The 26712-nt window shown below is 42.5% G+C and carries 23 protein-coding genes; 7 read left to right on the forward strand and 16 right to left on the reverse strand.

Going from position 1 to position 26712, the window contains the following annotated elements; genetic code table 11:
* Window positions 1-539: 539 nt before the first annotated feature.
* Window positions 540-3296, reverse strand: a complete 2757-nt coding sequence (gene polA, locus IEW93_RS09110) for a DNA polymerase I (protein ID WP_188739020.1) — start codon at window positions 3294-3296, stop codon at window positions 540-542.
* 604 nt (window positions 3297-3900) lie between these two features.
* Between polA and elbB the strand changes: the two genes are divergently transcribed.
* Window positions 3901-4557, forward strand: coding sequence for an isoprenoid biosynthesis glyoxalase ElbB (elbB, locus tag IEW93_RS09115; RefSeq protein WP_188739021.1), 657 nt, complete (start codon window positions 3901-3903; stop codon window positions 4555-4557).
* A 34-nt stretch (window positions 4558-4591) separates the two neighbouring features.
* On the opposite strand, the gene glpG is transcribed toward elbB, so the two are convergent.
* The 5 genes from glpG to IEW93_RS09140 all read right to left on the reverse strand — a co-directional run bounded on the left by glpG (window position 4592) and on the right by IEW93_RS09140 (window position 9159).
* On the reverse strand, window positions 4592-5434 hold the full coding sequence (gene glpG, locus IEW93_RS09120; RefSeq protein ID WP_188739022.1) for a rhomboid family intramembrane serine protease GlpG: 843 nt from the start codon (window positions 5432-5434) through the stop codon (window positions 4592-4594).
* Window positions 5431-5739, reverse strand: a complete 309-nt coding sequence (gene glpE / locus IEW93_RS09125; RefSeq protein WP_188739023.1) for a thiosulfate sulfurtransferase GlpE — start codon at window positions 5737-5739, stop codon at window positions 5431-5433. Before glpE ends, glpG begins: the two co-directional genes overlap by 4 nt.
* A 168-nt stretch (window positions 5740-5907) precedes the next feature.
* Window positions 5908-6933 carry an L-threonine 3-dehydrogenase gene (gene tdh / locus IEW93_RS09130; protein WP_188739024.1) on the reverse strand — a complete coding sequence of 342 codons (1026 nt, stop codon included), beginning with the start codon at window positions 6931-6933 and terminating at the stop codon, window positions 5908-5910.
* 42 nt (window positions 6934-6975) lie between these two features.
* Window positions 6976-8169 (reverse strand): glycine C-acetyltransferase, encoded by a 1194-nt coding sequence (locus tag IEW93_RS09135; protein WP_188739025.1) that lies wholly within the window; start codon window positions 8167-8169, stop codon window positions 6976-6978.
* A gap of 333 nt (window positions 8170-8502) precedes the next feature.
* On the reverse strand, window positions 8503-9159 hold the full coding sequence (locus IEW93_RS09140) for a TetR/AcrR family transcriptional regulator (RefSeq protein ID WP_188739026.1): 657 nt from the start codon (window positions 9157-9159) through the stop codon (window positions 8503-8505).
* A 130-nt stretch (window positions 9160-9289) separates the two neighbouring features.
* Here IEW93_RS09140 and waaA point away from each other — a divergent pair, with 130 nt between their 5' ends.
* A complete protein-coding gene (waaA, locus tag IEW93_RS09145) occupies window positions 9290-10564 on the forward strand; it encodes a lipid IV(A) 3-deoxy-D-manno-octulosonic acid transferase (protein WP_188739027.1) in 1275 nt (424 codons plus the stop codon).
* Here waaA and IEW93_RS09150 read toward each other — a convergent pair.
* Window positions 10559-11278 carry a 3-deoxy-D-manno-octulosonic acid kinase gene (locus IEW93_RS09150; RefSeq protein ID WP_188739028.1) on the reverse strand — a complete coding sequence of 240 codons (720 nt, stop codon included), beginning with the start codon at window positions 11276-11278 and terminating at the stop codon, window positions 10559-10561. The two genes, waaA and IEW93_RS09150, sit on opposite strands and share 6 nt — an antisense overlap.
* Before the next feature lie 108 nt (window positions 11279-11386).
* Between IEW93_RS09150 and IEW93_RS09155 the strand changes: the two genes are divergently transcribed.
* The 3 genes from IEW93_RS09155 to IEW93_RS09165 all read left to right on the forward strand — a co-directional run bounded on the left by IEW93_RS09155 (window position 11387) and on the right by IEW93_RS09165 (window position 14972).
* Window positions 11387-12430, forward strand: coding sequence for a glycosyltransferase family 9 protein (locus IEW93_RS09155; RefSeq protein WP_188739029.1), 1044 nt, complete (start codon window positions 11387-11389; stop codon window positions 12428-12430).
* Window positions 12431-12538: 108 nt separating this feature from the next.
* A complete protein-coding gene (locus tag IEW93_RS09160; RefSeq protein WP_188739030.1) occupies window positions 12539-13591 on the forward strand; it encodes a CDP-glycerol glycerophosphotransferase family protein in 1053 nt (350 codons plus the stop codon).
* A gap of 220 nt (window positions 13592-13811) precedes the next feature.
* Window positions 13812-14972 carry a capsular polysaccharide export protein, LipB/KpsS family gene (locus IEW93_RS09165; RefSeq protein ID WP_188739031.1) on the forward strand — a complete coding sequence of 387 codons (1161 nt, stop codon included), beginning with the start codon at window positions 13812-13814 and terminating at the stop codon, window positions 14970-14972.
* Between the two features lie 411 nt (window positions 14973-15383).
* Here the strand turns inward: IEW93_RS09165 and IEW93_RS09170 are convergent, their stop codons facing one another.
* From IEW93_RS09170 to IEW93_RS09185, 4 genes are all read right to left on the reverse strand, one after another.
* Window positions 15384-17573 carry a YjbH domain-containing protein gene (locus tag IEW93_RS09170; RefSeq protein WP_188739032.1) on the reverse strand — a complete coding sequence of 730 codons (2190 nt, stop codon included), beginning with the start codon at window positions 17571-17573 and terminating at the stop codon, window positions 15384-15386.
* A 2-nt stretch (window positions 17574-17575) separates the two neighbouring features.
* Window positions 17576-18358 carry a capsule biosynthesis GfcC family protein gene (locus IEW93_RS09175; RefSeq protein ID WP_188739033.1) on the reverse strand — a complete coding sequence of 261 codons (783 nt, stop codon included), beginning with the start codon at window positions 18356-18358 and terminating at the stop codon, window positions 17576-17578.
* A complete protein-coding gene (locus IEW93_RS09180) occupies window positions 18355-19074 on the reverse strand; it encodes a YjbF family lipoprotein (protein ID WP_188739034.1) in 720 nt (239 codons plus the stop codon). The genes IEW93_RS09175 and IEW93_RS09180 overlap by 4 nt, the downstream gene beginning before the upstream one ends.
* Window positions 19075-19166: 92 nt before the next feature.
* Complete coding sequence (locus IEW93_RS09185; protein WP_188739035.1) at window positions 19167-19499, reverse strand: hypothetical protein; 333 nt, start codon at window positions 19497-19499, stop codon at window positions 19167-19169.
* 244 nt (window positions 19500-19743) lie between these two features.
* On the opposite strand from IEW93_RS09185, the gene coaD reads away from it, so the two are divergent.
* Window positions 19744-20238: a pantetheine-phosphate adenylyltransferase gene (coaD, locus tag IEW93_RS09190; RefSeq protein WP_188739036.1), complete on the forward strand. Its 495-nt coding sequence runs from the start codon at window positions 19744-19746 to the stop codon at window positions 20236-20238.
* 8 nt (window positions 20239-20246) lie between these two features.
* The gene (locus IEW93_RS09195; protein ID WP_188739037.1) at window positions 20247-21725 is read left to right on the forward strand and encodes a capsule assembly Wzi family protein; all 1479 of its coding nucleotides are present in this window, start codon (window positions 20247-20249) and stop codon (window positions 21723-21725) included.
* A 55-nt stretch (window positions 21726-21780) separates the two neighbouring features.
* Here the strand turns inward: IEW93_RS09195 and mutM are convergent, their stop codons facing one another.
* The 5 genes from mutM to IEW93_RS09220 all read right to left on the reverse strand — a co-directional run bounded on the left by mutM (window position 21781) and on the right by IEW93_RS09220 (window position 26711).
* Window positions 21781-22596: a bifunctional DNA-formamidopyrimidine glycosylase/DNA-(apurinic or apyrimidinic site) lyase gene (gene mutM / locus IEW93_RS09200; protein WP_188739038.1), complete on the reverse strand. Its 816-nt coding sequence runs from the start codon at window positions 22594-22596 to the stop codon at window positions 21781-21783.
* Window positions 22597-22605: 9 nt separating this feature from the next.
* Window positions 22606-23064 carry a hypothetical protein gene (locus IEW93_RS09205; protein ID WP_188739039.1) on the reverse strand — a complete coding sequence of 153 codons (459 nt, stop codon included), beginning with the start codon at window positions 23062-23064 and terminating at the stop codon, window positions 22606-22608.
* A 488-nt stretch (window positions 23065-23552) separates the two neighbouring features.
* Window positions 23553-25367, reverse strand: a complete 1815-nt coding sequence (locus IEW93_RS09210) for a bifunctional molybdopterin-guanine dinucleotide biosynthesis adaptor protein MobB/molybdopterin molybdotransferase MoeA (protein ID WP_188739040.1) — start codon at window positions 25365-25367, stop codon at window positions 23553-23555.
* A 17-nt stretch (window positions 25368-25384) separates the two neighbouring features.
* A complete protein-coding gene (gene mobA, locus IEW93_RS09215) occupies window positions 25385-25975 on the reverse strand; it encodes a molybdenum cofactor guanylyltransferase MobA (RefSeq protein ID WP_188739041.1) in 591 nt (196 codons plus the stop codon).
* Window positions 25959-26711, reverse strand: a complete 753-nt coding sequence (locus IEW93_RS09220; RefSeq protein WP_373284897.1) for an energy-coupling factor ABC transporter ATP-binding protein — start codon at window positions 26709-26711, stop codon at window positions 25959-25961. Before IEW93_RS09220 ends, mobA begins: the two co-directional genes overlap by 17 nt.
* Between the last annotated feature and the right edge of the window lies 1 nt (window position 26712).

The raw sequence follows: 26712 nt of genomic DNA on the forward strand, positions 1-26712 counted from the left end.
TAGAATAACTGCTTTTTATGTAAAGTTAAAGTATTTACTCTAAATATTTTTAGGTATGAAAAAAAGCCAAAAAAAAAGCCCCTGCAACCTAGGTTGCTGGGGCGCCGAATTTGGCTAGTCACTATTGCTAGTGAAATAAAGGTTTGAAAGATTGAACATCTTAACCTCTGTACCCTACGAACGAGATAATAGCGCATTCGCCTTAAAATGAAAAACTGTTTTTCATAAAAAGATACAATAACTGTGATTTTTGCTGCAAAATTGGCTCAATTGTTAACCAAATCGCCATATGTGTTGAGTGTTTTATAGACTCATTAATGGTTTGTGCAGGATTGCAGTGGGTTTGTCTTTAGAGAAAATCATTTTTTAGAAATAGCGACAAGAAAAGTAGAGTCAAATTTATTATGGTCTTTAGATGTAAACAACAAAGACGGTGTTAATTGGTACCTCTGTGCCGATATCCGTCCGTGCAATAAACAACATTGCCGTATTATCAAATACGGCAATGTTGAGGAACAGGTTAATAAGCTTGCTCGATATTAGTGTGCTTCATCCCAGTTATCGCCAATACCTGCCTCTGCAAGCAATGGCACATCAAGTGCTGCAGCCTGTGCCATTAGGTCGCACACTTTGGTTTTAAGAGTTTCAGCCATTGCTTCATCAACTTCAAATACTAATTCATCGTGTACTTGCATAATCAGGGTAATTTCTCCTTGGGTGTCTTGGTTAATCCACTGGTGAATCGCAATCATGGCCTTTTTGATGATATCGGCTGCGGTTCCTTGCATTGGCGCGTTAATGGCTGCACGCTCAGCGGCTTGACGGCGCATGGCGTTGCGGTCGTTAATTTCGGGCAGGTACAAACGGCGACCAAATAGGGTGGATACATAGCCTTGCTCTGCAGCTGCTGCGCGGGTTTCTTCCATGTATTTTAATACGCCAGGGTAGCGAGCAAAATAAGTGTCGATGTAAGTTTGTGCCTCGTTACGCGGGATATCTAATTGCTTAGCTAAACCAAACGCCGACATGCCGTATATCAAACCAAAGTTAACCGCTTTAGCACGGCGGCGCTGTTCGGTGGTGACTTCTTCAAAGTGAACGCCAAACACTTCTGCAGCAGTGGCTCTATGAATATCTTTTCCTTCAGCAAACGCAGTTAACAAGCCGTTGTCTTGAGATAAGTGGGCCATAATGCGTAATTCGATTTGCGAATAGTCGGCGGCCAAAATTTTACGGCCTGCTGGGGCAATAAAGGCCTGGCGAATGCGTCGACCTTCTTCGGTACGAATAGGAATATTTTGTAAGTTTGGCTCGCTTGACGACAAACGCCCTGTAGCAGCATTGGCTTGATGATAACTGGTGTGAACACGGCCTGTGGTGGCATTGACCATGAGTGGCAATTTATCTGTGTAGGTGCTTTTTAATTTAGCGAGGCTACGGTGCTCAAGAATAATTTTAGGCAGCGGATAGTCTAAGGCTAGCTCGACTAACACTTCTTCAGAGGTTGAAGGCGCGCCTTTTGGGGTTTTCTTTTTAACTGGATAGTTAAGCTTTTCAAAAAAGAGCGTTTGCAGCTGCTTAGGCGATGCGAGGTTAAACTTCTCGCCGGCAATTTCGTAGGCCTTATTTTCAAGATCGTCGAGTTTTTGGGCCAGCTCACCACTTTGTTGGCTAAGTAGCATAGAGTCGATTAACACACCCTGGCGCTCAACGTCTGATAATACCTGAATTAACGGCAGTTCTAATTCGTTAAATACTGAAGCTAATGCTGACTCTTTTTCTACGCGCGGCCATAAGTGCTCATGTAATCGCAAGGTGATATCGGCATCTTCTGCTGCGTAAGGTCCGGCTGTGGCTAAGTCTATTTGATTGAAGGTCAGCTGTTTGGCACCTTTGCCTGCGACTTCTTCAAAGCTGATATTTTTATGGCCTAAATATTTTAATGCTAAGCCATCCATGTCATGGCGTGATGCTACCGAGTTAAACACATACGATTCAAGCATGGTGTCAAAGCGAACACCGCCAAGCTTAATGCCTGCATTGGCTAAAATACTCATGTCGTACTTTAGATTTTGGCCGACTTTTTGTGGTGTTTTACCCTCTAAAATTGGGCGCAGTTTTTCAAGCGTTGCGGCTTTTTCGAGTTGCTGTGGCGCATCAGGATAATCGTGGGCCAATGGCAGATATGCGGCTTTACCTGCTTGAGTGGCAAAGGATAAGCCGACAAGCTGTGCTTCCATGTAATTAAGGCTTGTTGTTTCGGTGTCAACGGCAATTAGCTCGGCTTTACTTAGCTCATTAATCCATTTGTCTAATGCTTCTTCGCTAAGAATGGTTTCATATTCGGCTTCGATAGCGGCAGAAACTGTGACTTCTTCGTCGCTATCTTGGCTAACCGTGCCTGTAGGTTGTTTGTTGTCTAACACTTCTGCTAACCAACGTTTAAACTCCATTTCACCAAAGCATTTAATTAATTCATCGCGATTTTGCGGCTTAACATTCAGCTCGTGCCAGTCTTGTTCTAATTCGACATCGGTTTTGATGGTAGCAAGCTCATAAGAGAGTTTTAGCATGTCGGCGTTATCGATAATTTTCGCCGGCATGGTTTTTGAGCCTCTAAAACCAAGTTCCACCACACTTTGTGGATCGGCCAGTAACTGCGCTACGCTCCCAACACCAGTTAGCATGGCTAAAGCGGTTTTTTCACCGACACCAGGTAAGCCAGGAATGTTATCGGCTTTGTCACCCATTAATGCTAAAAAATCAATAATGCGATCTGGGCCAACACCAAACTTAGCTTTGACTTCTTCTGGGCCCATGATGGTGTCTGTCATGGTGTTAATTAAGGTGACATGGTCGTTGACTAACTGCGCCATGTCTTTATCGCCAGTACTGATTAACGTGGCCCGGCCTTCTTTGCTCGCTTGCAAGGCTATGGTGCCAATAACATCGTCAGCTTCTACGCCGGGAATGCTGATTAAAGGTAACCCCATTGCATGAATAATGCGGTGTAATGGTTCAATTTGGCTACGAAGGTCGTCGGGCATTGGAGGGCGTTGTGCTTTATATTCGCCGTACATGTCATTGCGGAAGGTTTTACCTTTAGCATCAAAAACAACAGCAATATGGCTTGGACTATAGCGGCTTAACAAACTACGCAGCATGTTGACAACACCATAAACCGCACCCGTCGCTTCACCTTTTGAGTTTGTTAAATGAGGCGGCGCATAGTAAGCGCGATAAAGATAAGAAGATCCGTCGACCAGGATAAGTGGATTGTTAGGAATTGTTGGCATAATGTGTTTTTCGTTTTGTGTATTTTGCGAGATAGATAGGATGACATTATACCCACAGCACCTCAAGGTACTTGTGAGATTGTCAGGCATTTATCTACCAGCGTGTGGATAAGTTTAAAGGTCCGACAAGCCGCACGGTTGGTGAGTTTTGCGGATTTGATACGTGTGAATTTATTGAATTTTAGCCATGCAAAAATCCTCTCAGCCTGTGGATAAGTCTGTGAGTGGAATAATCAACGTTGCTGGATAGAATTTCTTACGGCTAGAGGCGAAATCAGTAACTTGTTGAATTTTAATTGTTATTTTAAATTTTGTGAGCTATTTATTAATTTCAAAAAATATAACTAATTTGTGGACTTTTTTATTGATGTCAGTTAAGTCACAATGAATTTATGTCATGTGTTACGACTAAAAAAAGTGCATTAGATAAATTCGACGTTCTAAGTTAGCACGATTTTTAATCAGATCAACCGTTTTGTTGGATTTATGTTGTAAATTTTACATTATCATTTAAAAGTATAACTCAATGCTCAATCAAAAATGTTATTCGATGAGGCATTAAGCCACAGAGCCAAAAAATTCATAATTGATGAAGGTAATTATCATGAAAAAAATAGCAGTATTACTGAGTGGTTGCGGTGTGTTTGATGGCAGCGAAATTCATGAAGCCGTTTTGACTTTACTGGCTATTACCCGTGCCGGTGCTCAGTACCAGTGTTTCGCTCCTGATGTGGAGCAAATGCATGTAGTGAACCATTTAACCGGTGAGGTAAATACTGAAGAAACCCGTAATGTGTTGGTTGAGTCTGCACGCATTGCCCGTGGAGAAGTGTTTAATGCCAGCAGTTTAAATGTGGCTGAGTACGATGCGTTGGTTATTCCTGGTGGTTTTGGCGCGGCTAAAAACTTATCAAATTTTGCGACGACTGGCAGTAATTGCCACATTAACCCAATTGTGGAAAATTTTATTACCGATTTTGCCAATGCACGTAAACCAGTTGGTTTTGTGTGTATTTCGCCTGTGATGATCCCTAAAATTTATGACCAAGGAGTAACTGGCACTATTGGCAATGATAGTGATACTGCCCAGGCGTTTAATGAAATGGGCGGTAAGCATCAGGCTGTTAAGGTAGATGACATTGTGGTTGATGAAGTGCACAAAGTGGTAAGTACGCCAGCTTATATGCTAGCAACCTCGATTTTAGAAGCGCACATTGGTATTGAAAAATTGGTTACAAAAGTCATTGATATGATTGACTGATTTAAAGAACCACCTGAGCAAGTGGTTTTTGTCATTATACTGTTTTTGAGGTGCGGCTATCAAATAAGGCCTGTGCAAGCCCAACAAGTAAACCACCAATATGAGCGCCATTAGCAATTGGCATGCCGAGTAAATCAGTAAAACCAAGTACCAGCCATATCAACATAAAACCCATATAAGCTTGCGGTAGGTGAATGCCGCTGCTGGGTTGTCTTATCCCCATGAGCCAGGTGTAACCCACCACCGCATACACCACGCCAGACATACCGCCAAAATGGGGACCGGTCATGTAAAATTGCACAACGCTGGGCAGCGTACCTGCAATAACTAATAAAAATAACAAAGGTCTGATGCCTAACCGGGTTTCAATTTTGCCACCTAAATACCACCACCACAGCAAGTTAAAGATGATATGCATAGCCGAAAAGTGCATTAAACTCGGTGTAAATAAGCGCCAAATTTGGTTTATGTCACTTTGGGGAACTGCGCCAAAAAATGATAATTGACTATATATTGCGTCGGCGAAGCCTAGGTTCATCCCTGCAAAAACAGCGACACAGACAAAGAATGTGATTAGGGTGAGCGGGCCTGCACCTGTTAAAAATTGCTGCACTAACCCCTTGGTGCCAGGGCCGTAGTTGAATTGCGCAGCGGTGTCGCCATTGTCCCATGAGGCTTGTAAGTATTTACTGTCGTAGGGGTTGTTAGCAAATTGCTCGAGCTCAGCACGTGCTTGTGGCTCATCTGCAGGATTGCTAATAATGAGGCCAACACCTTGGGCATGTTGCACTGCATGGCATTGAATGTTCAACCCTTTAAGGTAATCAATAAATGCTTGCGCAGCACGTGCATTAGGAAGTTGGCCTATTTCTATCATGAGTGCGCGAGGCTCCATGCACTAAATCCACCGTCAAGACTGTAGACATCATCAAAGCCTTGTTCATTTAAATAACTGGCAGCACTTTGGCTGCTCATGCCGTGATAACACACAACGACAAGAGGCTTATCCATATCTGCACCGGCAATATAATGGGCTAAATTTTCGTTATTTAAGTTGATAGAATGTGGAATATGGCCTGCCGCAAAGCTTGCCGAATCTCGTATATCAACAACCTGTACCTCGGTAGATGCCTCAGACATATGGATTAATTCATTAACAGACAAGTGTTTAAAACCAGACATGGTATTACCTATAAAAAGTTTACGGAAAGCGTTTGTATGGCGGCCAGTTTGCAACAAGGGGTTGTATACCCAACCAACCTAAATATGCTCTGAAACATGCATTTAAGGTCAATTGGGTATATAAATACAACCCCTTGAGTCATTGCAGCGTGATAATAATGTGGGGGATTAATCCCAGCTTAAAATCACTTTGCCAGATTGGCCTGAGCGCATTGCGTCGAAGCCTTGCTGGAAATCATCCACATTAAAATGATGCGTAATGATTGGGGTTAAGTCTAAACCTGATTGGATTAAGCTGGCCATTTTATACCAGGTTTCAAACATCTCACGGCCGTAAATACCTTTGATGATTAACCCTTTAAAAATGATTTTGCTCCAATCAATGGCCATATCGCCACCTGGAATACCGAGCATGGCAATTTTGCCGCCATGGTTCATGGTGTCAAGCATGGCGTGAAATGCTGACGGTACGCCAGACATTTCTAGGCCTACGTCGAACCCTTCGGTCATGCCCAGCTCTTTCATGACATCTTTTAAGCTTTCTTTTGCAACATTAACTGCGCGAGTCGCGCCCATTTTACGGGCTAAATCTAAGCGATATTCGTTAACGTCGGTTATTACAACATGGCGTGCGCCAACATGCTTACACACAGCAGCAGCCATGATACCAATAGGGCCAGCACCGGTAATTAATACATCTTCGCCAACTAAATCGAATGACAATGCAGTATGTACAGCATTACCAAATGGATCAAAAATAGCGGCTAGGTCGTCAGAAATATCTGCTGGAATTTTGAATGCGTTAAATGCGGGCAATACAAGGTATTCAGCAAAGGCGCCATCGCGGTTTACGCCTACGCCGGAGGTATTTCGACATAAATGAGTACGACCACCACGGCAGTTACGGCAATAACCACAGGTAATATGACCTTCTCCAGACACGCGATCGCCAATGGCAAAACCGCGTACTTCTTGACCCATGTCGACGACTTCACCGACATATTCATGACCAGCAATCATAGGAACTGGTATGGTTTTTTGTGACCACTCATCCCAGTTGTAGATGTGTGCGTCGGTGCCACAAATAGCTGTTTTGCGGATTTTGATTAACAGATCGTTATGACCCATTTCTGGTTTTGGTGCATCGACCATCCAGATGCCTTCTTCAGGCTTTAACTTACTTAATGCTTTCATCTTAATAACCTATGATTACCGAGTCTTGTTAACTTAAGCCAGTTAGATAATGCCCATTTCTTTACCAATACGAGTAAAGGCATCAATAGCATGATCCAGTTGTTCGCGAGTGTGCGCAGCTGACATTTGGGTACGAATACGCGCCTGGCCTTTAGGTACAACCGGGAACGAGAAGCCAATCACATAAATGTGTTCTGCTAATAATTTATTGGCAAAATCACTGGCTAACTTGGCGTCGCCAATCATTACCGGGATAATGGCATGGTCGGCGCCGCCCAAAGTAAAGCCTGCTGCTGACATTTGTTCGCGGAAATAACGGCTGTTTTCCCATACGGCTTCACGTAATGCATGCCCCGTTTTTAGCATATCAAGCACGCGAATTGAGGCGCTGACGATCGATGGTGCTAACGAGTTTGAGAACAGGTAAGGACGTGAGCGCTGACGTAACCATTCAACCACTTCTTTTTTACCGGCAGTAAATCCACCTGATGCGCCGCCTAGGGCTTTACCTAATGTGCCGGTAATAATGTCTACTCGGTCCATTACGTCACAATATTCGTGGGTGCCACGACCGTTTTGACCAATAAAGCCCACGGCGTGTGAGTCATCAACCATAACGAGTGCGCCGTATTTATCGGCAAGATCGCACACACCTTTGAGGTTAGCGATAACGCCGTCCATTGAGAATACACCGTCGGTGGCAATGAGTATGTTGCGCGCGCCAGCAGCTTGGGCTGCAATTAATTGTGTTTCAAGATCGGCCATGTCGTTGTTAGCGTAACGGAAACGTTTTGCTTTACATAAACGCACACCGTCAATGATTGATGCATGGTTTAACGCATCAGACACAATCGCGTCTTCGGCATCTAATAATGTTTCAAATAAGCCAGCGTTTGCGTCAAAACATGACGAATAAAGTATGGTGTCTTCCATACCTAAAAATTCACTCAGGCTTGCTTCTAGTTGTTTGTGAGTGTCTTGAGTGCCGCATATAAAGCGCACAGATGCCATACCAAAACCGTGGCTGTCTAAACCGGCTTTGGCTGCTGCAATCAGCTCTGGGTGATTAGCTAGACCTAAATAGTTGTTGGCGCAAAAGTTAATCACTTTCTCGTGGTTAACTTCAATGGCTGTCTGTTGGGCTGAAGCAATAACGCGTTCACTTTTATATAAACCATCTGCTTTAACATCAGCTATTTGTTGATTAATTCGGTCGTAGAAAGAGGTAGATGCCACCTGTGTTCTCCTAAATATGGTTATTATGCTTATCCAAATCACGCAGTAAAACACCGCTGTAATTGATAGGGTGTTTTGGAGTTGTTGGCATTCTAACCTTTATTTTTGCCGCTCCACAGCGTTTTTTTTAGTCGCCTGACCAACATGAATTAGATTAGGGCTAGAGCTTGTTCACATTAAAAAAACTAATCATTAACAAGTGCGTTAGTTGGATTTTTTTGCGTATATAAAATGGAACAAACACTGCCAATATCTGAGCTAAATTGTAGTCAGATATTGGCGGATTGAAAGTCATTAAAAAGATAGGGTTTAGCAGGTGGCGTCAGTTTTTTATTACGCCGCTTGATGGCGTTCTTGGCTGGCAATGTCGAGGTAGTGTTGCTCTAAACGACTGAACGTTGCTGACGATGCAGGTGTCTCATACGCTTGAAAAATCATCAGTACACGTAATAGTCCATCATACAATGTGGCTTTAGTGATACTCGATGTACTCGACTGTGTAAGCTGATAGCTAATCCAAAAGCTGACCATCATTTTTATGGTGTCAGCAAGTGCGGTAACCTTGTTGTCGTCAACATCAAGAAAACCATCTTTTTTTAGTTTAAGCAAAATGTTACTTGAGCGGTTAAGGACTTGTTGTTGTGCATGTAAGTAACGCTTTTTAAGCGCGTCATCGCGACTGAGTATATCGGCTAAATTTGCATACATAAAACGGAACTGCCACAAGGTATAAAACATGGCATCGAAGTAACCCATTAATAATTCGATAGTAATGGGTACATCATCATAAGGTTTAAAGCCAGACTCAAGGTGGTTTTCATATAGAGCGAAAATAGAGTTGATGATGTCTTCTTTATTGCGAAAGTGATAATACAAGTTACCCGGACTAATGCCTAAATGAGCGGCAATATGGTTGGTGGTAATATTGCGCTCACCGTGTTCGTTAAACAGCTCTATACTGGCAAAAACGATTTTGTCGCGGGTTTTCATAAGATGTCCATATTCATTATTAGCTTAGGGTTTTGGCTTATTACAGCGATAACATTTCATTAAGCCGACTTAATATGATTATGTTAACATTGTGTTTATCTGACAAGCAAAAATCGATGACTCTTCATACATGAACCGTACCCTATATTCTTTATTTTTGTATCTTTTATTGCCTTTGGTTGTAATGTATTTGCTATTTAGAGCAATTAAAAGCGCTGATTATCGTCGTCGTTGGTCTGAACGTTTTGGTTTTGCAAAGTTACAGCCTACCGATGTAGTGATCCACAGTGTGTCAATGGGCGAAACCCTGGCGGCCCTGCCGCTGATAAAACAACTTATGGCGGAGCATCCGCAATATACATTTACCGTTACCACGACCAGCCCAACCGGCTCCGCTGAGGTCATAAAAGCATTGGGTGATAAGGTGCAGCATTGTTATCTGCCTTTTGACTTTGCCTATGCGGTTAAACGTTTTTTACGCCAAACACAGCCCAAATATCTGATTATTATGGAAACGGAGTTGTGGCCTAATTTAATCCATTTTGCAAAACAAAAAAATGTCACCTCGGTGTTGGCTAATGCGCGTTTGTCACAAAAATCAGCTGACAAGTATGCCAGCAAACCACGTTTGTCGACACCTATGTTGCAACAGCTAGATTCGATATTGGTGCAAACCCAAGCCGAGGCCGAACGCTTTACTGCCTTAGGGGTTGCCCCAAAAAAGCTTAATGTCTGTGGCAGCCTTAAATTCGACCTAACAATTGACTCAAGTAAGCGACAGCAGGCTTTGCAAACGCGAGAGCAATGGCAACGTAAAAATACACCTATTTGGGTTGCCGGCAGTGTGCATCCTGGTGAGTTTGATGCGATTTTGGCTGCACATAAATGCGTGCTAGTTAATTGTCCTGATGCATTATTGATTATGGCCCCAAGGCATCCAGAGCAGTTTAATTTAGCCGCAATTACCATTACTCAAGCTGGTTTTAAGCTGGCCCGTCGAAGCATGAATGATGCAGTAAGCCATGATGTTCAGGTGTTATTAGGTGACACTATGGGTGAGTTGTTGATGCTCTATGGCACAGCAGACCAAGCTTTTGTCGGCGGCACACTAATAGAAGGCGGCGGGCACAATCCGCTTGAGCCTGCAGCGATGGCACTCCCTGTGTATGTTGGCCCTAATCACTGGAATTTTGCAGAAATTACCGAACTACTTGCAAATGCTGGAGGGTTGCAGGTTGTTGCAGGAGCAAGCGATCTTGCCAAGATGTTAGTGGATAAATGGCAGGATGCGCATCAGTACCAACGCGCATCAGCAGCAGCATCAGCCGTAGTTACCCAAAACCGTGGCGCATTATCTAAACAGTTTTTATTAATTGACTCGTTGATGAAATCGTCTTCTTTATAGCGGATTGACGCTGCGGTATCCATCAAGGAGTTGTTGCCAGCATTGAGCCGAAAATGCAAGTTTAGGCTGCTTGCCGTGTTCTTTGTTAAACGAACGTAATAACCTGTTTAGATTAGCCTGTTGCCAACGTTTATCAGGTTGGCGTATTTCGCCTCGGTCAAAATCGATTAAATAAAACGTTTGTTGAGCCAATAGAATATTTTTGGCATTAAGATCGGCATGGTAGACACCGCCAAGATGAAATTTAGCAATGACTTGCCCTAGTTCATACCATTGTTGATCTGTTATGGGGTTCAAGCTTAATTGGGCAACTAAGTCTTTAGCGCCAGCTACATGTTCAATAATAATGTCTGCTCTGTACCATAAACCGCACCGTGTCACATTTGCCGCGATTGGCCTGGGTACGGCAAAACCTTGTTGATGGAGCGTTTCAAGTAAGGTCAACTCCGCTACAGCTCGAGTTTGTTTAATGCCTGTGTAAAAGTAGCTGTCTCGGTTAATTTTACCCACAAGGCCACCGCGCCAATAATGACGTAACACCCAGGTTTGTGACGTGTCTGTTTTGACAAACCAGGTGGTATATCGACCTGTTGATTGTCCTACAACGGCGTTTTGGCTTTGCCAAATGTCCACAGAGAATTCTTCTGGCGTTATGTTTGCGGCACTGGGTTCGCACCATGCAATGTGGCCTAGCGGGGTAGTTTTTATTTGCATTTAATTATCAAATAGCACGGGCTTGATTGTGGATCGAAATAACATTATACCTTAAGATCACTGTCTTGCATTCCTTCTATCTTTTCATTTAAGCATATTGGATATTCAATGAAAGCTGACTTTAGTGCGATACGTTCATTATGTTTACTGCGATTATCTGCCATAGGTGATGTGTGCCACGCTGTCGCCATGGTACAAGCTATTCAAAAGCACTATCCAGATTTAGCTATCACCTGGGTGATCGGTAAAGTTGAGTACCAATTACTTAAGCATTTGCCAGGGATTGAGTTTGTTATTTTTGATAAATCTAAAGGTTGGCGCAGTTATACTCAATTGCGTAGTGATTTAAAAAGCCAACGCTTTGATGTGTTATTGCATATGCAAGTGGCATTACGTGCAACGATGGCATCATTAATGATTAAGGCCGATGTTCGAGTTGGTTTTGATAAAGCTCGTGCTAAAGAAGGCCAGTGGCTGGTTACTAATCATGCTGTAGAACCGTTAGCAACGCCCCATGTTCTTGATGGTTTTATGGGTTTTGCAAAAGCCATTGGTGTGACCGATTTAACGCCTCGTTGGGATATTCCGGTACCGCAAAGTGACACCGACTTTGCCTCTCAACTTATTGGGGACGCTAAAGTGATGGTGATTTGTGCCGCAGCCAGTAAAGCTGAGCGTAACTGGTTGCCTGAGCGTTATGCGGCCGCAGCTGATTACGCGATATCGCAAGGTTATAAGGTGATGTTGTGTGGTGGTCCAACAGTGCTTGAAAAAAATTTAGCAGATGTGATTCAGTCTCACAGTCAGCACACGTTTGATAATCAAGTGGGCAAAACAAGCTTAACCCAATTATTAGCCTTGTTAAAACAAGCCTGTTTTGTGCTTGCCCCAGATACTGGGCCATTGCATATGGCTGTGACTCAAGGCACTCCCGTTATTGGCTTATATGCGCACTCAAACCCAGGGCGGACTGGACCCTATTGTTATCGTGACTACACAGTGAGTGTTTACCAGGAGGTAGTTGCTCAGCAGGTAGACGGAGACGTTAAATGGGGGAAGCGAGCAAAAGGCGAGCATTTAATGGCGATGATTGAAACTGATGACGTGATAAAAAGCATGAAAAAACTTATCGAAGATAACGAGCAAGACTAGACATTTACCATATTAACGAATTCACCTTTTCGTTGGTAGTGAACATAATTTAATACCTTAAATAGGTAATTTTCGCAATTTAGTCATTTCGCAGGAACAACAGTTAATATGAGTAAGAAACGTTATTTATTTTACATTTCACAAAATTATTCTTACGCCATTCTAAGGCCTTTACAAAAGACCATTTTAGCGCGTGGAGACGAGGTAAGATGGTTTCTTGCTGGTAATGAGGTTGACGACAAGTACCTTAAGCCATCTGAGGCTCGCTTGATGACAATTGAAGAAACTATTCAGTGGCAACCACAAGCAGTGTTTGTGCCAGGCAATATCGTACCGAGCTTTATTCCAGGCGTTAAGGTGAGTGTATTCCATGGTTTTGGTACGGTAAAAATTGATGGGTTAGGGCGTAATGGACATTTTACCATACGCCACTGCTTTGATTTATATTGTACTCAAGGCCCTGAGTCTACTGAGCCATTTCAGCGTTTGGCGGAAAAGCATGGTACCTTCAAGGTAGTTGAAACAGGCTGGCCAACATTGGACCCTTTGTTTAAGCCCGATGACTCGGTGATAACAAAGCGTGATGATAGGCCTGTTATTCTTTTCTGTTCTACTTTTTCGCCGCGTTTTTCATGTGCTGCAGCTGTTTATGATAAAGTGAAGCAGTTATCTCAGGATAATAAATGGCGATGGTTAGTGCAATTTCACCCTAAAATGAATCGTGATGTTGTTGAAAAATACAAGCAATTAGAAAATGACAACTTATCTTTTGTTGAAACCGATGATGTGCTGCCTTTGTTAAAAGAGGCTGATGTAATGCTTTGTGATACATCGTCTGTGCTTATTATGTTTCTTTTGCAGGGTAAGCCTGTAGTGACTTTTGATAATAAGATTGGTGGTTCGCACCTTATTAATATTAATAAGGTTGACGATATTGAATCCGCACTTGAGCGAGCATTGACTTATCCACCGACTCTGCTTAAAGAGATTGAACACTATTGTGAGAGTATGCATCCAAATCGTGATGGCTGCTCTAGTGAGCGAGTATTGGCTGAAACAGATAAGTTAATAGACAATGGCTTAGTAGGGCTAAAGCGTAAGCCTTTAAATATTATAAGAAATTATAAAATGAGGAAAATATTAGGTTATTGGAAGTTATGAGAAGTCGTTATTTTTCAGGCTTTTAAATGCTATAAATGATGTCATTCCATAATCTTAGTTTATTATTTATCACTTTAGGACAAGCGCTTCTATTTTTATCGATAGTGTGATGGAAAGTCTTATAGCGGCAAGGTTGTAAACGTTTTTGTGAACCTTGCTTTTAGAACATTGTCCACATAGTATTATGATATAAAAACAACAGTCGGCAAGCCCAATTTATATGACTTATTTATTTATCTCCCGTAAAAATGTTCATGCGAAATACTATAAAAAAATAATAAAAAAAGTGTCGATGGATTGTCAATTACACATTATGGGAATGCCTAAATTAACGGCAGTTAATTATTTGAAAAATGCCTTTAATGTGGATTTTAAAGATGTTGTAAAGTCGCAATTAATAAGAAAAAAAGCGCGCAGTCCTTTTTGGGCAAACCCTGTAGTGAGTGCTATGTACGGTTTTGTGCTGGTTTTGTTTGAACGCTTAAGATATGCCAAGTATTTAGCGCTTTTAAATGAAGTTAAACCAGAGTTCATAGTGATTTGGAATGGTAATAAACTACCTAATATCACCGTTGCAATGGCTGCTAAAGCATTATGTATAAAACAATTTTATTACGAGAATGGTTTGCTGCCAGGCACAAGTAGCTTAGATCCTCGAGGTATTAACTTTAATGCATCGTTGAGTCGCGATCCGTCTTTTTATCTTAATTTTGATCCGCAAAATGTGTTAGAGTTTTCAGAACCAAAAATAATTCCTAGGGAAGACCATAAAAAGCGCTGTGCGTTTGACTCAACAGAAATACCAGAACGTTATATTTTTGCCCCTTTTCAAGTCCCTCACGATACGCAAATAGCAAGTTTTTCTCCTTGGATAGACTCAATGGAAATGTTTTACGATGAGGTGCTTAAAGCCGTTAAAAGTTTGAATGACCCCTCGCTAAAAGTGGTGTTTAAAGAGCATCCGTCATGGCACAAACATTACTCCCATCTTTACAATAAAGATCCAATTGCGACATTTGCGAATGGCAATAAAACCGGTGATTTAATTCAATGCTCAGAGGCCGTGGTTACTATAAACTCAACAGTTGGGTTAGAGTCGCTTCTACTTAATAAGTGCGTTTTAACAGTAGGTCAAGCCTGTTACAACATAGAAGGTTTAGTTAAACATGCGGATAATGCTGAGCGGTTAAGTGAAAATCTTAAGGCTGTAATGCAAGGCTGGGAACCAAATCTACAATTGCGAAATAAGTTTTTTAAGTTTCTTGAGCACGTATATTCTATCCCCGGTGTTTGGAAGCATACAGAAGACAAACATATCAAAGCAATCGAAGCACGTTTTACTGGCAGAGATGAGTTTTTTAAATATTTGGATGCAAAATAAAATGTACACAGGCCGACGACTAAAGCTGTGAGATTATTTTGCTATCAGAGGCTTCATCGATTCCCTTTATTGGTAAAACATAAATGAATTTAGGTGCTTTGTTTTTTAGCTCTACGTAGCGCATATTCCATCATGTATACGAAATGGTTGTTATTGCTAGATTGTTCTAGATTTAATTCATGATGCTTCGATCATTTCGTTCATTTTTATAATCATATTCTGCTCAAAATTTTATCTAAATAACTTATTTTTGGTGTTTTATTATCTCAATCAACGGATGGTATGGCGTCGGTAAGAATCGTTGATTATCTTGAGGCGTACGATAAAACTTAGGTATTGCTGAAAACGTTTGTTTCACCGTCAATAAAAAGGCAGAACCACTAGGTTCTGCCTTTTACTGTATAAACGGATTTACTTCACGCTATTGGACTTGTTCAGCCATGGCGCTCTGGCATCTGTTCCGCCATAAAGCTCAAATTTACGGCCCAGTTTTTGGCCGCCATCTCGTGTTAAAGGTTGCCAAGCTAGGCTACCGCGATTTGATACCGGCGTCGGTAAAATTGCGTCGAATGGAACTGAAATATAGAAGCCTTTAGTGAAGCTACCTTCGCCAAATTCATCCGCAGACAGGTTGGTTTTAGAGGCAAATGCACCTACGATAACACCACTATCAAATTGTTTAGAGAAATCGACTGTTACTCCGCGATCTTCTGCTAAATACTGGCCATAGCTCACTTTAAGCAGCACATCATCAAACCATTTTGGCTGGTAATACACACTGGCGTGACCTGTAAAGGTACCCGTTTGTGCTCTGAAGTAACGGTTTGAAAAAGGATCGTAGTTGATTTCATTTTCGAAGAAACCGAATATGTTGTCAGGATCGCGTTGTTTGACGTAGTTAGCGTCAATACCAAATGCCCACTCGCTATTCATTGGGCGATAAAGTACTTCTGTTCCAACACCACCAAACATCATTTCCAGGTAACCAACGTATGCCTGGGCATAGATGTTTTCGCTAAGCTTATCGAGCCAGGTTAACTGCAAATTATCGACACGAACGGTGGTGTCAGAAACATATTGTCTCACTAAGGTTCTGACGCGTTTAAGATCGGTGCCATCTGGTGGTGTTTGGTATTTAAACTGGTCATAGTTATCAAACAGGTTGATATACATCGAACTGCTGATCTCAATATTCTCAGTCAGCCAACGACTCGCGCCACCATTGATGCCGACATTAAATAAGTAAAAGTTTTCTGAACCACCAAACGATTGGTTTAGTTTTGGCGCAAAACCATAATTCCATTGATTAGGCGTGTCCCAATCAGGTGTTTCAGTTGGTAATGTCGGTTCTATAACTGTTGTACTATCTGTTACTTTTGCATGGATGTAGTTATGTTGTACCGCATTGGTAAACCTTTTTGCATCAATGTGGGTTTCAGTCGTCGGTAAATGGCCCGCCACTTCAATAATTTTAAAGGTTTTTGCTTGTGGGAAATGATTAACTAAAATTCGCCCAGCATGATCGTGAGCATATTTTCTATCACGGTATTTCGTTTGCGTCGCAACTACTGTGACTTCATCATTTTTGATGTAGATTTTGGCGCCTCTATAGCCAGCATCAAAAGCCAATTGCTTGTTAAGTTCCGGTAAGTCGACTTTGCGGTCGGCTAAATCCGGCTTATCTTCAATCGGTTGCTTTGGTGTGTCGCGCCAGTTTGATTTTAAGGTATTAAAGTTAGTCGCCATGCTAAAACCCAGCGTCCAGGTATTACCGCGCTCATAACTGAGTTTAAAGTCGCCCCAATTACTGACACGGTATAGCATCCCATAGTTGATAGGACTGTCTTGTGTTAGTTCATTACCGGTCTGTAAGGCTGCAAAGTCTGATTTATAATCATTACCATCATATTCCACTTTTATACGTAATGGGTCCCAGGGTGTTTGGTACTCAATACCTGCAAAAATGGCACTGCAACCCTTAAACCAACGTTCAAAGTCAACATCACCACCAGTGCCTTTGTAACCAGTGTTTCGATTACAATCTACGGAAGATGCTTTGCCCGAATCAATGAAGTTGCCACGGTTGCCGATATAACCCCAACCAAATCCAACGGTGGCATCAAAAGGGCCAAAGCCTTTGGTCATGGCAATATATTCGCTGTCAAATAAGCCAGTGCCACCGATATCTCTAACGCCGATAGAGGTTTCTGGTAGCCAGTAGCTTTCTTCTAATAAGCGTAATTTTATGTCGATGCCTTTGTCGGTGTAGTAAGTGTCACCACTGAAGCTTGGATCGTTACTGTAGAGTACGTCTGGTACTTGGGTATAGCGAATCGTGGTTTCTAACCAGGGAAATAACTGCAGTGATAATGCGCCATGATAATAATCTTCGTTAAAAGTCCCGCTTACACTAAACTCACCTTCAGCTGCCATTCTACCTGTAGGCATTTGAATCAGGCCTACACCACCAAAATCATACTGTGAAGGCGTGAGCTTAGGTGTGGATAATTCATCACTGTGGGCACTAGTGCTTATAACAATACTGCTTACCATGATAGGAATGGCAAAAAGAGAAAAGGCTGTCTGCTTTGCATGGTTCATGGTTAACGTACCCAATGTTTTAGTAGTTCTAGGATGTGTTGGTTCAATGCTGGCTCGTTATCTCTTACACCGTCAAAATCAAGGTAGATAATCGCCCCTGGTGCGATATCGATATGTTGTTGATTCCAATAAGCAATAGGGTATTTTTCTATTTTTCCATCAGGTTGAATTAGCCAAGCGAAGCTATTTTCTGATGCTTTTAATGGTATCGCATTTTCAATATATTGCGACGCATTTTGCCTCACAACGAATGGCTGAGGACCATTTTGAGTCACTGCTCCTAATACCAATACATCTTGTGGCTTGCTAGGGAGAGTGAGCAAGTATTTCCCCTGTAATAGTGGGTTTAGCTCTTCTTTTAATCGAATCACATCATAATCAAGTGGAATAAACTGACGTTGAAGAAATTGGTTATTTGCAATCCATGTCGCTAGTGTTTTTAACGCCTGAATATGATCTGGCTTACCCATATCACTATATTGTGTTTTAAGGGTATTAAGAATCTGTTGTCGCTGTGTGAGTAATGCCGCTTCTGTACTGGCATCATACAAACCCGCACCTAACCAATAAATGGGTAAAGGGTTCGATTGTTCAGAAGAAAGCTGTGCATTTGATAAACTATCTTTGATGACTTGTACTAAGCGAGGTGGACTCACATATGTTAATGATACCGTCGAGTTACTGTATACCGATTGAGCTACAGTCACTTCAGTTTCGGCATAACTAAGTTGTTGATTAAATGTCAATAGTATTAAAGCTGAACAGAGTTGAATTAGCGGCTTCATTTCACGTCCTCAAATCCATAAGGCTTAAGAAGGGTCATTTCGATATAAGGTAAGTTCGGGGCAATTTTTTGATAACTTTTGATCACGTTACCCGTCGATTCATCAACCCAAAATTGGTTGTCATATTCGATATCGAGATTAGCCACGACAACATGCTCATTGAATTTTTTAAGTGTTACGGTTTTATCATTGATAGTGAGCGTTTCATCACTAACAAAACTAAAGGTGGAGTGTTGTTGATAACTGACATGATAACCTGGCTGCCAATCTACCGTATTTTCCCATTGCATTGGCGTACTACTTAGATGCAAGCCTAAAGCGACGGGATCAGTTTGTTCGCTGTTAATGTTAAGGCGATTACCTACAAATAAATTTACCGATTTCAATAAACGGCCATTACGCGTTACTAGCATACCATTGTCAGCCGAGAGCCATTTAAGCTCAATGTTTTTAGAATCAATGCGGGTTATTGGTAGCGTTTGTGGGGCTTCTGCATATGCAAGTACGATATATGATCTGTGTGTATTATTGATTCTAACGTGGATGCTGGCATAAGGGCTTTTCTCAATCTCTGCGGCAGTAACATTATCATCAGGAAAGCCTACGATGCTTTCTTTAAGCATGCCACCAATTTGTACGAATGTGTTGCTACAGCCTGTTAAGATAAAGAAGAAAAGCAAAGGGAGTAGGCTTTTATTTTGAAAAATTGAAGGCATATGAGCTCAGTTCCTTAAGCTTTGGCTTAATGACAAAAAAAAGAAAATAAAAAAGCACATTAAAAAATGTGCTTTTTTTAAAAGGTACGAATTTAGTTTGTCACTGAAGTCGTAGTAGTACCAGTACCTGTGCCAGTACTTGTAGTCGTCGTGCCAGTGCCAGTACCAGTACCAGTACCAGTACCAGAACCGTCTTCAGTGCTACTATCATTAGCAGCAGTTGCAGCAGCAGCAACAATAACAGATCCAGCTACAACAGCAGCACCAACAGCAACACCACCAACTCCTGCACCAGCAGCAGCGCCGCCAGCAGCACCGCCAGTACCACTAGTTGTAGTGGTTGTAGTGGTTTCAGCAGGGTCAGCAGCATAAGCTGAACCGATCATTAATAAAGCAGTAGTTAACGCGATAGCTGATTTTTTCATATTCAAAGTCTTCCCGTAAATTATTCAAACACACCTAAATGGAAGATTAGCATATAATCGACTCACTTCCATATATAATTCGACACAAATGCTTAAAAAATATTCAGCATGCTCGAGTCGCTAATTTACACGATTTTTGGTTTTTTTACAAAAACAGTTTAATTAATTATCAATTACAGGTGTGTTGAGTCAGTCTGAACTGTTAAAATATCAGTTCTCAAACACCATAATGATGGCTTTAATAATGCATAGAAGAGCAATTTACCCAGGCACGTTTGATCCTGTGACGAATGGTCACGCTGATCTTATTGAACGAGCTGCACGTTTATTTAAGCATGTAATTATAGGCATTGCCTCCAACCCTTCAAAGCAACCCAGGTTTACCCTTGAGGAGCGTGTGGCTCAGGTTAATTTAGTCACGGCCCATTTAGACAATGTTGAGGTGGTGGGATTTACGGGGCTGCTGGTCGATTTTGCAAAAGAGCAGCACGCCAGTGTGTTAGTGCGTGGATTACGTGCAGTGTCAGATTTTGAATACGAATTTCAACTTGCCAATATGAATCGCCGCTTAAGCCCAGATCTCGAAAGTGTTTTTTTAACACCATCAGAAGAAAACTCATTTATATCGTCAACTTTAGTTAAAGAAGTGGCACTTCATGGGGGCGATGTGAGCCAATTTGTGCATCCACAAGTTGCCGCAGCATTGAAACAAAAAATCAATGCAGTAAATAAAGGATAATGTTATCTATGTTAAAGGGATTTTGCTTAAGCAAGTTGGTGCTCTCATTCGGAGTTGGCTCGGCATTATTATGCTCAGCAACTCAAGCCGCGCCTTGGGTTGATACCAGTGATATTTACTTGCGTGCAGATATACAGGCGCTTGCTGATGCTGGGGTGATCACCTCACCTATTAATACCTATCCATTAATGTGGTCAGGTATTGGAGTCGATTTAGCACGAGCTGAACCATCGCTAATGAGTAAAGACTTAGTTGAAGCTTACGCTCGAGTCAATTTTTACTATCAAGGCGCAGTGAATAATCGAGGCAATACGCGCGTTAAAGTTGCAGCGGCTACTGATGCCGCGCGTTTTCAGCACTTTGGTTCTGATTATCGAGAGAAAGGCCAAATACAAGGCTCACATGAGTATTTGGGGCAGCATCTTGCTTATAAACTTTCGGCGTCAGCCAATTACCACCCGAATGACGATAAAGACTTTCGTTTTGACGATAACTATATTGCGGTAATTTTAGGGAATTGGGTGACCACATTTGGAACGGTTGCGCAGTGGTGGGGCCCAGGGTTTGACTCTTCTTTGCACATGTCGACAAATGCAAGACCTATGTCCTCGTTAATGATAAGTCGAAATAACTCTCAGGCATTTGAAACGCCTCTGCTTTCTTGGTTAGGTGCCTGGACATTGACTGCGGGCGTCAGTCTCACTGAACAAGAACGTTATGCCTCCAATGCGTTGTTGTGGTCATTTCGCAGTGCGATAAAGCCCTTAAAACAGCTTGAGGTCGGCGTGTCGTGGACTGCGATGTTTTGCGGCGAAGAGCAAGAGTGCAGTGTCGATAGTGCCTTTGAGGCCATTACTGACCCGCAAGAATGCAATTCCACTGATTGCAGCAGTAATACCAATCAGATGACTGGCTTTGATGTACGTTATAGCGATGACTGGTTTGGTGTTCCTGTCGGTTTATATGTAGAGCAAACCTGCGAAAATGCTTCAAATGCATCGAGTATGTCCGATTGTGGACAGATGTTTGGTGTAGACTCACGATTTAACTTTTCAAAACAGCAGTATAAAGTCTTTTTTGAATATTCAGACACTATGGTCAATTGTGATGTGGGATCTGAATATAACTGTTTTTATGAGCACTCAACATACCAAAGTGGTTCACGTTATTATGGCCGGACTTACGGAAGTACTTATGAGAGTGATGCTCAAACCTATGTTTTAGGGCTTGTAGGTCAATTTGAAAATAGCCATGGTTTTACTTCTATCCTGCGTTATGCTCAGCTTAATAAAGATGGGGGCAATACTGCAACTGTATGGGCACCGCAAACGTTGAAAGAAGATTTATTGATGCTAGAGTTATCGTACCGTATGCCTGTGTTTAATGGCATGTTGACCTTAGGCGGCAGTGTGGCTAACTCTGAGTTTGAAGTACAAGATGATGATACGCAGGCGACGGTGTTTTCTACTTTTGAGTACCGATTTTAATATTATCGCAGATCTATGAAGGAGCCTATAACGGCTCCTTTTTATTCAATTACTTTTACCTCTGCTGGCACATGCTGCAAAATACCGTTGTGCGTTGCCCTAACTTTATTTCGCTGAGTAAATGCCCACAGGCGGTACAGGTTTCATGGCCTCGGCCATATACATGGAGTTTTTGGGCGAAATAGCCTGGCTTTCCATCGGCATTGGTAAAGTCTTTGAGGGTGGTGCCGCCTTGTTTTATGGCGTGAGCCAAAATCTGTTTCACTTCATTGACTAATACGGTTAATCGTTCAATATCAATGCTGCCGGCTTCAGCTTGTGGATGAATTCCTGCGGCAAATAAAGCCTCGTTAGCGTAGATGTTGCCTACTCCAACCACGATATGATTGTCCATTAAGCACAGTTTGATGGCCTTTTTCTTCCCCGCGAGAGCGGCCTGTAGCTGTTGCGGGGTAAACGCTGGGCTTAATGGTTCAGGCCCTAATTTTGACAGCAATGGATGAGCCTGCTCGGGTAATTCATACCACAACCAGGCGCCAAATCGTCTGGGGTCATTAAAGCGCAGCATGCGACCATTTTCTAAAACTAGATCAATATGATCGTGTTTTTCAGCAGGGGTGTTACGCGGTAAAATACGTAAACTGCCAGACATTCCCAGGTGTACAATCGTCATGCCGGCATCAGTGTCGATTAATAAATATTTGGCCCGACGGCGCACATTGTTTATGCGTTGGCCAACAATATTTTGCGCCACATCTGGTACAGGCCAGCGCAATGAACTGTTTCGGACAATGAGGCCACTCACTGTTTGTTCTATAAGGTAGGGGCTGATCCCCTGGCGGGTCACTTCAACTTCTGGTAGTTCTGGCATAAAAATCCATTATTTTGATTGTGATACTTCAGCAAGAATTGGCTGCAAGCCTGCGCGCAAACTTGGTGGTATTTGGTACCAATTGAGATTCGATGATTGTAATAAGCCATCCTCGGGGAAATACCGCCATTGCTGGGCTGTGTGAATGTTGTTGATGGCGATGGTCAGCGTTTGTTCGCGAGAGCTATGTTCTGGTTGGGTTGCTAAAGGCGATACGCTGATATTTTGCCACGCCTGTGCCCATTGTTGGCAATTGATAACGCGATCATGACACCACCAGTCATCGCCTTGTTTACTCAACCACATATTATCGAGATTCAGTTGCACCAAAGGTAGTTGGGGGTCAAACAGGGCTACTGCATCATCGGGGATGTTGGCGGTTTTATCATTAATAAACGATAACACAGAAATCATAAAGACACTGGCACCGATAATAATGTAGTTCCAGTTCTTTCGAGAAAGTGCCATATAAAATTCCTCTTTATTTGATGCAGCTGTATGCTTTTAGTGTACCACCCACATGATAAAAAACGAATCTAGCACAGCAATGCTAAAGGGAGTTAATCAAGTGATTGGTATCGGTATTTGCAAGGGAATAACCATTAACGCCATAGCGATGCCTAAATCAACCTCAGCTCTGGATAACAAACGCCTTTCAAGCAGTCCTTTGCCTTCCTCACTGCGTTGAATTAACTTGCAATAGGCTAGCTATTGACGCGTTAATTCGCCTTGTTGGCAAAACCAATCACAAGCTTGACAGTGGATTTTAGCCAATCTATTGATTTATATCGTTATCAATACATCTCTTATCCAGAGTTGAGGTTAAATCAACAAACACTTGACGCATTCTGAGTGATTTATACGGATTGATATAATAAAGAGGGTCGTTGAATGCGGTAAAATAAAGTGTCACTCGACAACCATTGCGTGTTGCAATGATTGTCGAGGTTGAGGGCTTAAAGCAAATCGGCAAACGGTTGAATAAACACACGATCGCCTTTAGGGATTGTGGCAGTTTCTTCTCCAATGACAATAAGGCAATTGGCATTGACCATAGAGCTAAGCATTCCTGAGCCTTGTGCACCAGTAGTGCTGACATGGATCTGGCCATCATTGGCTATGTGATAAATACCTCGCAAAAACTCTGTTCTCCCTGTTTTGCTTCGTAGCGGTTGAGCTGCAATTGCCGGTATAAATTGGGGTTGCCAGTGTGTTTCACCAGCCAGTTTTCGAATGGCGGGTTGAACAAATTGCATAAATGACACCATCACAGCAACAGGGTTGCCAGGTAAGCCAAAAAACAGGCTTTGATTAATGTTACCTACCGCTAATGGGCGGCCTGGGCGCATGTTAATTCGCCAAAAGTGAGTACTGCCTACGTTGGCCAGTGCCATTTTGATGTAATCGGCATTGCCAACTGACACACCGCCAGAGCTAATGACAACATCTGCTCTGCTCGCCGCATCGCGTAATGTGCTGGTCAGGGTTTGTTCATTGTCGTCGATAATCCCGAGGTCAATCACCTGACAGCCGAGTTTCTTCGCCATCGATAAAATGGTGTAACGGTTAGCATCAAAGATACAGTTAGGTTTTAACTCTTCTCCAGGTTGACTCACTTCATCACCGGTTGAGAACACCGCAACCACTGGACGCTTAAAGATTGGCAAGCGATTAAAACCAAGTGAGGCCATTAATCCTAATTCTGCAGAGCCTAATCGTGTACCGGCAGATAAAGCCACTTCACCCTGAGCAATGTCTTCACCAGCAAGCCGTACATGTTGGCCTTTAATGATGTAATTTGGTTCAAGTAGACTCACCGTTTGATTGCTTTCTTCGGCTAACTCACGCGCTTGGATGGTGTCGGCACCTTGAGGCAGTGTTGCGCCAGTCATAATGCGTACGGCTTCACCTTGTTGCAGGATATTTGGATAATGATGCCCTGCAAGTACTTCGCCTACTATTTTAAGAGGTGAGTTATTAACGCTATCAAAGGCGAAAGCGTAACCGTCCATTGCAGAGTTTGTTTGCTGTGGTACGTTGATTTCTGAAATGATATCGTGGGCTAACACTCGGTTTTCTATATCAATAAGATCAACTAACTCAGTTTGATTAATAGGTTTAACCTGATTTAGCACCTTGCTAATGCCTTGCGAGACGCTAATGCCATACTCAGATTCTGGCTGCTCACTTAGTGCTTGGTTGTCAAAATTAATAGGTAAACTTACTTGAGGCGCTTGCCAGTTTTGCTGGTAGTGCTGAACAAAATCAGCAATTTGGTTGATATTGTTTAAGTCTAAGCGGGTTAAGGTGTCAGGCACTTGGGTTTCGTCGCAGCAAGCAATCGCGACAATGTTGTCATCGTGCACATGAATAAGCGGTTTGTTATGGGCCGCGCGGTGCAATTCAATTTTAGGCAGAGCCAGCTTTTTAAAACCTTCAACTAGGACGATATCGACTTTATCGGCTTCAATTTGGCTAAGTAAGTGTTGTAGCTGAGGGTCATTTTCAACGGGATCTTCAGTCATTAGTGCCCAGCGTACATGAGAGGCAACCAGTACTTGTCTGGCGCCCGCTTTACGCATTTCATAACTGTCTTTACCAGGAATATCGACATCAAAATTATGATGTGCATGTTTGATAACCGCTAACCGAATACCGCGCTGATTAAGCTCAGGGATAAGTTGTTTCAATAAGGTTGTTTTACCCGTGCCGCTGTATGCACAAAACCCTAAAACGGGAATAGGTAGTGGATTACTAAATACTACAGTCATCGTGAACCTCTTAATTATTACTTGGCAATGTGCTGGGCAAGTTGTTGTTTTTGTTCTGGCGTATTGACGTTAACAAAGGCATTGGGCTGATCAGCAAAACTGGCTACCGCCACTGTATGCTGACGATACCAAAAATCGATTTTACGCTCACCCGCATCTAAAAATGCTTGCATGGATGTTACAAGATATGGTTTTAGTAGCAGTACCACGGGTTGCTCACGCTCGCCATCACTGGCAACTGCAATATCGGCATTTTGAGCAATAAGTGCGGTTAAGAGTCTTTGCACCAAATCCTCTGGTAGCATAGGGCAGTCGCAAGGAACCACTAATAAATATTCTGCTTGAGTTTGCTTTAATGCTGTAACCATACCGGCAAGTGGGCCAAGGTAACCACTTTGCTGATCGCTAAATACGCTATAACCCCATTGTTCATATTCTGCTTGGTTACGGTTGGCGTTAATCATAATGCGATCGACTTGCTTGCTGAGTTTGTCGATGGTGTGACAGATCATGGCTTGTCCGTTAAGGTCGACCAATCCTTTATCGTTACCGCCCATTCGTCTTGCCATGCCGCCCGCTAAAATTACAGCGTCAATTTGTGGTGCCATAGTGTAATTCCGTTGTATTAGATTGATGCACAGTTTCTGTTGTAGGCACATGCATACTCGTATGAACTGTACCTTGCTTAATATGCCAATGCTGTTTGCATAACGCTGTGAGTCCGCAAGTTTGGTGGCTGCTGATTAATAAGCCTGTTCCGTCTTGTTTTAACTGGTTGATCATCGCTAACACTAAACGTTGTGAGTGTTTGTCCATGTTCGAAATCGGCTCGTCGAGCATAAGTAATTTGGGCTGGGCGATCCATGCTCTAGCAATCGCAAGTCGTTGGCGCTCACCACCCGATAAATCACTGGCATGGTGATCTAATAAGTCATTAAGTTGCGCCATATTAATTGCTTGTTCGATCCTATGATGCCGCTCTTTTGCAGTAAGCGTGAGTTGTTTCAAGGCATAGGTTAAGTTGTACTTTACCGAGCCTTCAAATAAATAAGGATGTTGATGCAAATAAACCGCTTTACCTAGCAAGCTGTCAATCTGCCACCAGGGGTTACGCGCAAACCCATGGCTAGCAACTCGACCTTGAGTGGGGGTAATCAAGCCTGCAAGGATTTTCATTAATGTTGATTTTCCAGAGCCGTTATCGCCTTGAAGATAGATAACATCACCCTGCTTAAACGTCAGGTCCGCAACGCTAAATAAAGTATGTTGTTGATACTTCATGAGTACATTTTGTGCATGAACCTGTATAGCGTCATTGCTGACAGAAGGATGCGATAAGGCCATC

Source organism: Shewanella inventionis, from assembly GCF_014641855.1.
Classification (GTDB): domain Bacteria; phylum Pseudomonadota; class Gammaproteobacteria; order Enterobacterales; family Shewanellaceae; genus Shewanella; species Shewanella inventionis.

Excerpts from the sequence above, each read along its gene's own strand:
- mobA (WP_188739041.1), bottom strand. The coding sequence starts at position 25,975 with ATGGCACCACAAATTGACGCTGTAATTTTAGCGGGCGGCATGGCAAGA.
- IEW93_RS09220 (WP_373284897.1), bottom strand. The coding sequence starts at position 26,711 with ATGGCCTTATCGCATCCTTCTGTCAGCAATGACGCTATACAGGTTCAT.
- IEW93_RS09210 (WP_188739040.1), bottom strand. The coding sequence starts at position 25,367 with ATGACTGTAGTATTTAGTAATCCACTACCTATTCCCGTTTTAGGGTTT.
- polA (WP_188739020.1), bottom strand. The coding sequence starts at position 3,296 with ATGCCAACAATTCCTAACAATCCACTTATCCTGGTCGACGGATCTTCT.
- IEW93_RS09150 (WP_188739028.1), bottom strand. The coding sequence starts at position 11,278 with ATGCAAATAAAAACTACCCCGCTAGGCCACATTGCATGGTGCGAACCC.
- tdh (WP_188739024.1), bottom strand. The coding sequence starts at position 6,933 with ATGAAAGCATTAAGTAAGTTAAAGCCTGAAGAAGGCATCTGGATGGTC.
- waaA (WP_188739027.1), top strand. The coding sequence starts at position 9,290 with ATGAACCGTACCCTATATTCTTTATTTTTGTATCTTTTATTGCCTTTG.
- IEW93_RS09205 (WP_188739039.1), bottom strand. The coding sequence starts at position 23,064 with ATGGCACTTTCTCGAAAGAACTGGAACTACATTATTATCGGTGCCAGT.
- IEW93_RS09140 (WP_188739026.1), bottom strand. The coding sequence starts at position 9,159 with ATGAAAACCCGCGACAAAATCGTTTTTGCCAGTATAGAGCTGTTTAAC.
- elbB (WP_188739021.1), top strand. The coding sequence starts at position 3,901 with ATGAAAAAAATAGCAGTATTACTGAGTGGTTGCGGTGTGTTTGATGGC.
- IEW93_RS09160 (WP_188739030.1), top strand. The coding sequence starts at position 12,539 with ATGAGTAAGAAACGTTATTTATTTTACATTTCACAAAATTATTCTTAC.
- IEW93_RS09170 (WP_188739032.1), bottom strand. The coding sequence starts at position 17,573 with ATGAACCATGCAAAGCAGACAGCCTTTTCTCTTTTTGCCATTCCTATC.
- IEW93_RS09195 (WP_188739037.1), top strand. The coding sequence starts at position 20,247 with ATGTTAAAGGGATTTTGCTTAAGCAAGTTGGTGCTCTCATTCGGAGTT.
- mutM (WP_188739038.1), bottom strand. The coding sequence starts at position 22,596 with ATGCCAGAACTACCAGAAGTTGAAGTGACCCGCCAGGGGATCAGCCCC.
- glpG (WP_188739022.1), bottom strand. The coding sequence starts at position 5,434 with ATGATAGAAATAGGCCAACTTCCTAATGCACGTGCTGCGCAAGCATTT.
- IEW93_RS09185 (WP_188739035.1), bottom strand. The coding sequence starts at position 19,499 with ATGAAAAAATCAGCTATCGCGTTAACTACTGCTTTATTAATGATCGGT.
- IEW93_RS09180 (WP_188739034.1), bottom strand. The coding sequence starts at position 19,074 with ATGCCTTCAATTTTTCAAAATAAAAGCCTACTCCCTTTGCTTTTCTTC.
- IEW93_RS09175 (WP_188739033.1), bottom strand. The coding sequence starts at position 18,358 with ATGAAGCCGCTAATTCAACTCTGTTCAGCTTTAATACTATTGACATTT.
- IEW93_RS09165 (WP_188739031.1), top strand. The coding sequence starts at position 13,812 with ATGACTTATTTATTTATCTCCCGTAAAAATGTTCATGCGAAATACTAT.
- glpE (WP_188739023.1), bottom strand. The coding sequence starts at position 5,739 with ATGTCTGGTTTTAAACACTTGTCTGTTAATGAATTAATCCATATGTCT.
- coaD (WP_188739036.1), top strand. The coding sequence starts at position 19,744 with ATGCATAGAAGAGCAATTTACCCAGGCACGTTTGATCCTGTGACGAAT.
- IEW93_RS09155 (WP_188739029.1), top strand. The coding sequence starts at position 11,387 with ATGAAAGCTGACTTTAGTGCGATACGTTCATTATGTTTACTGCGATTA.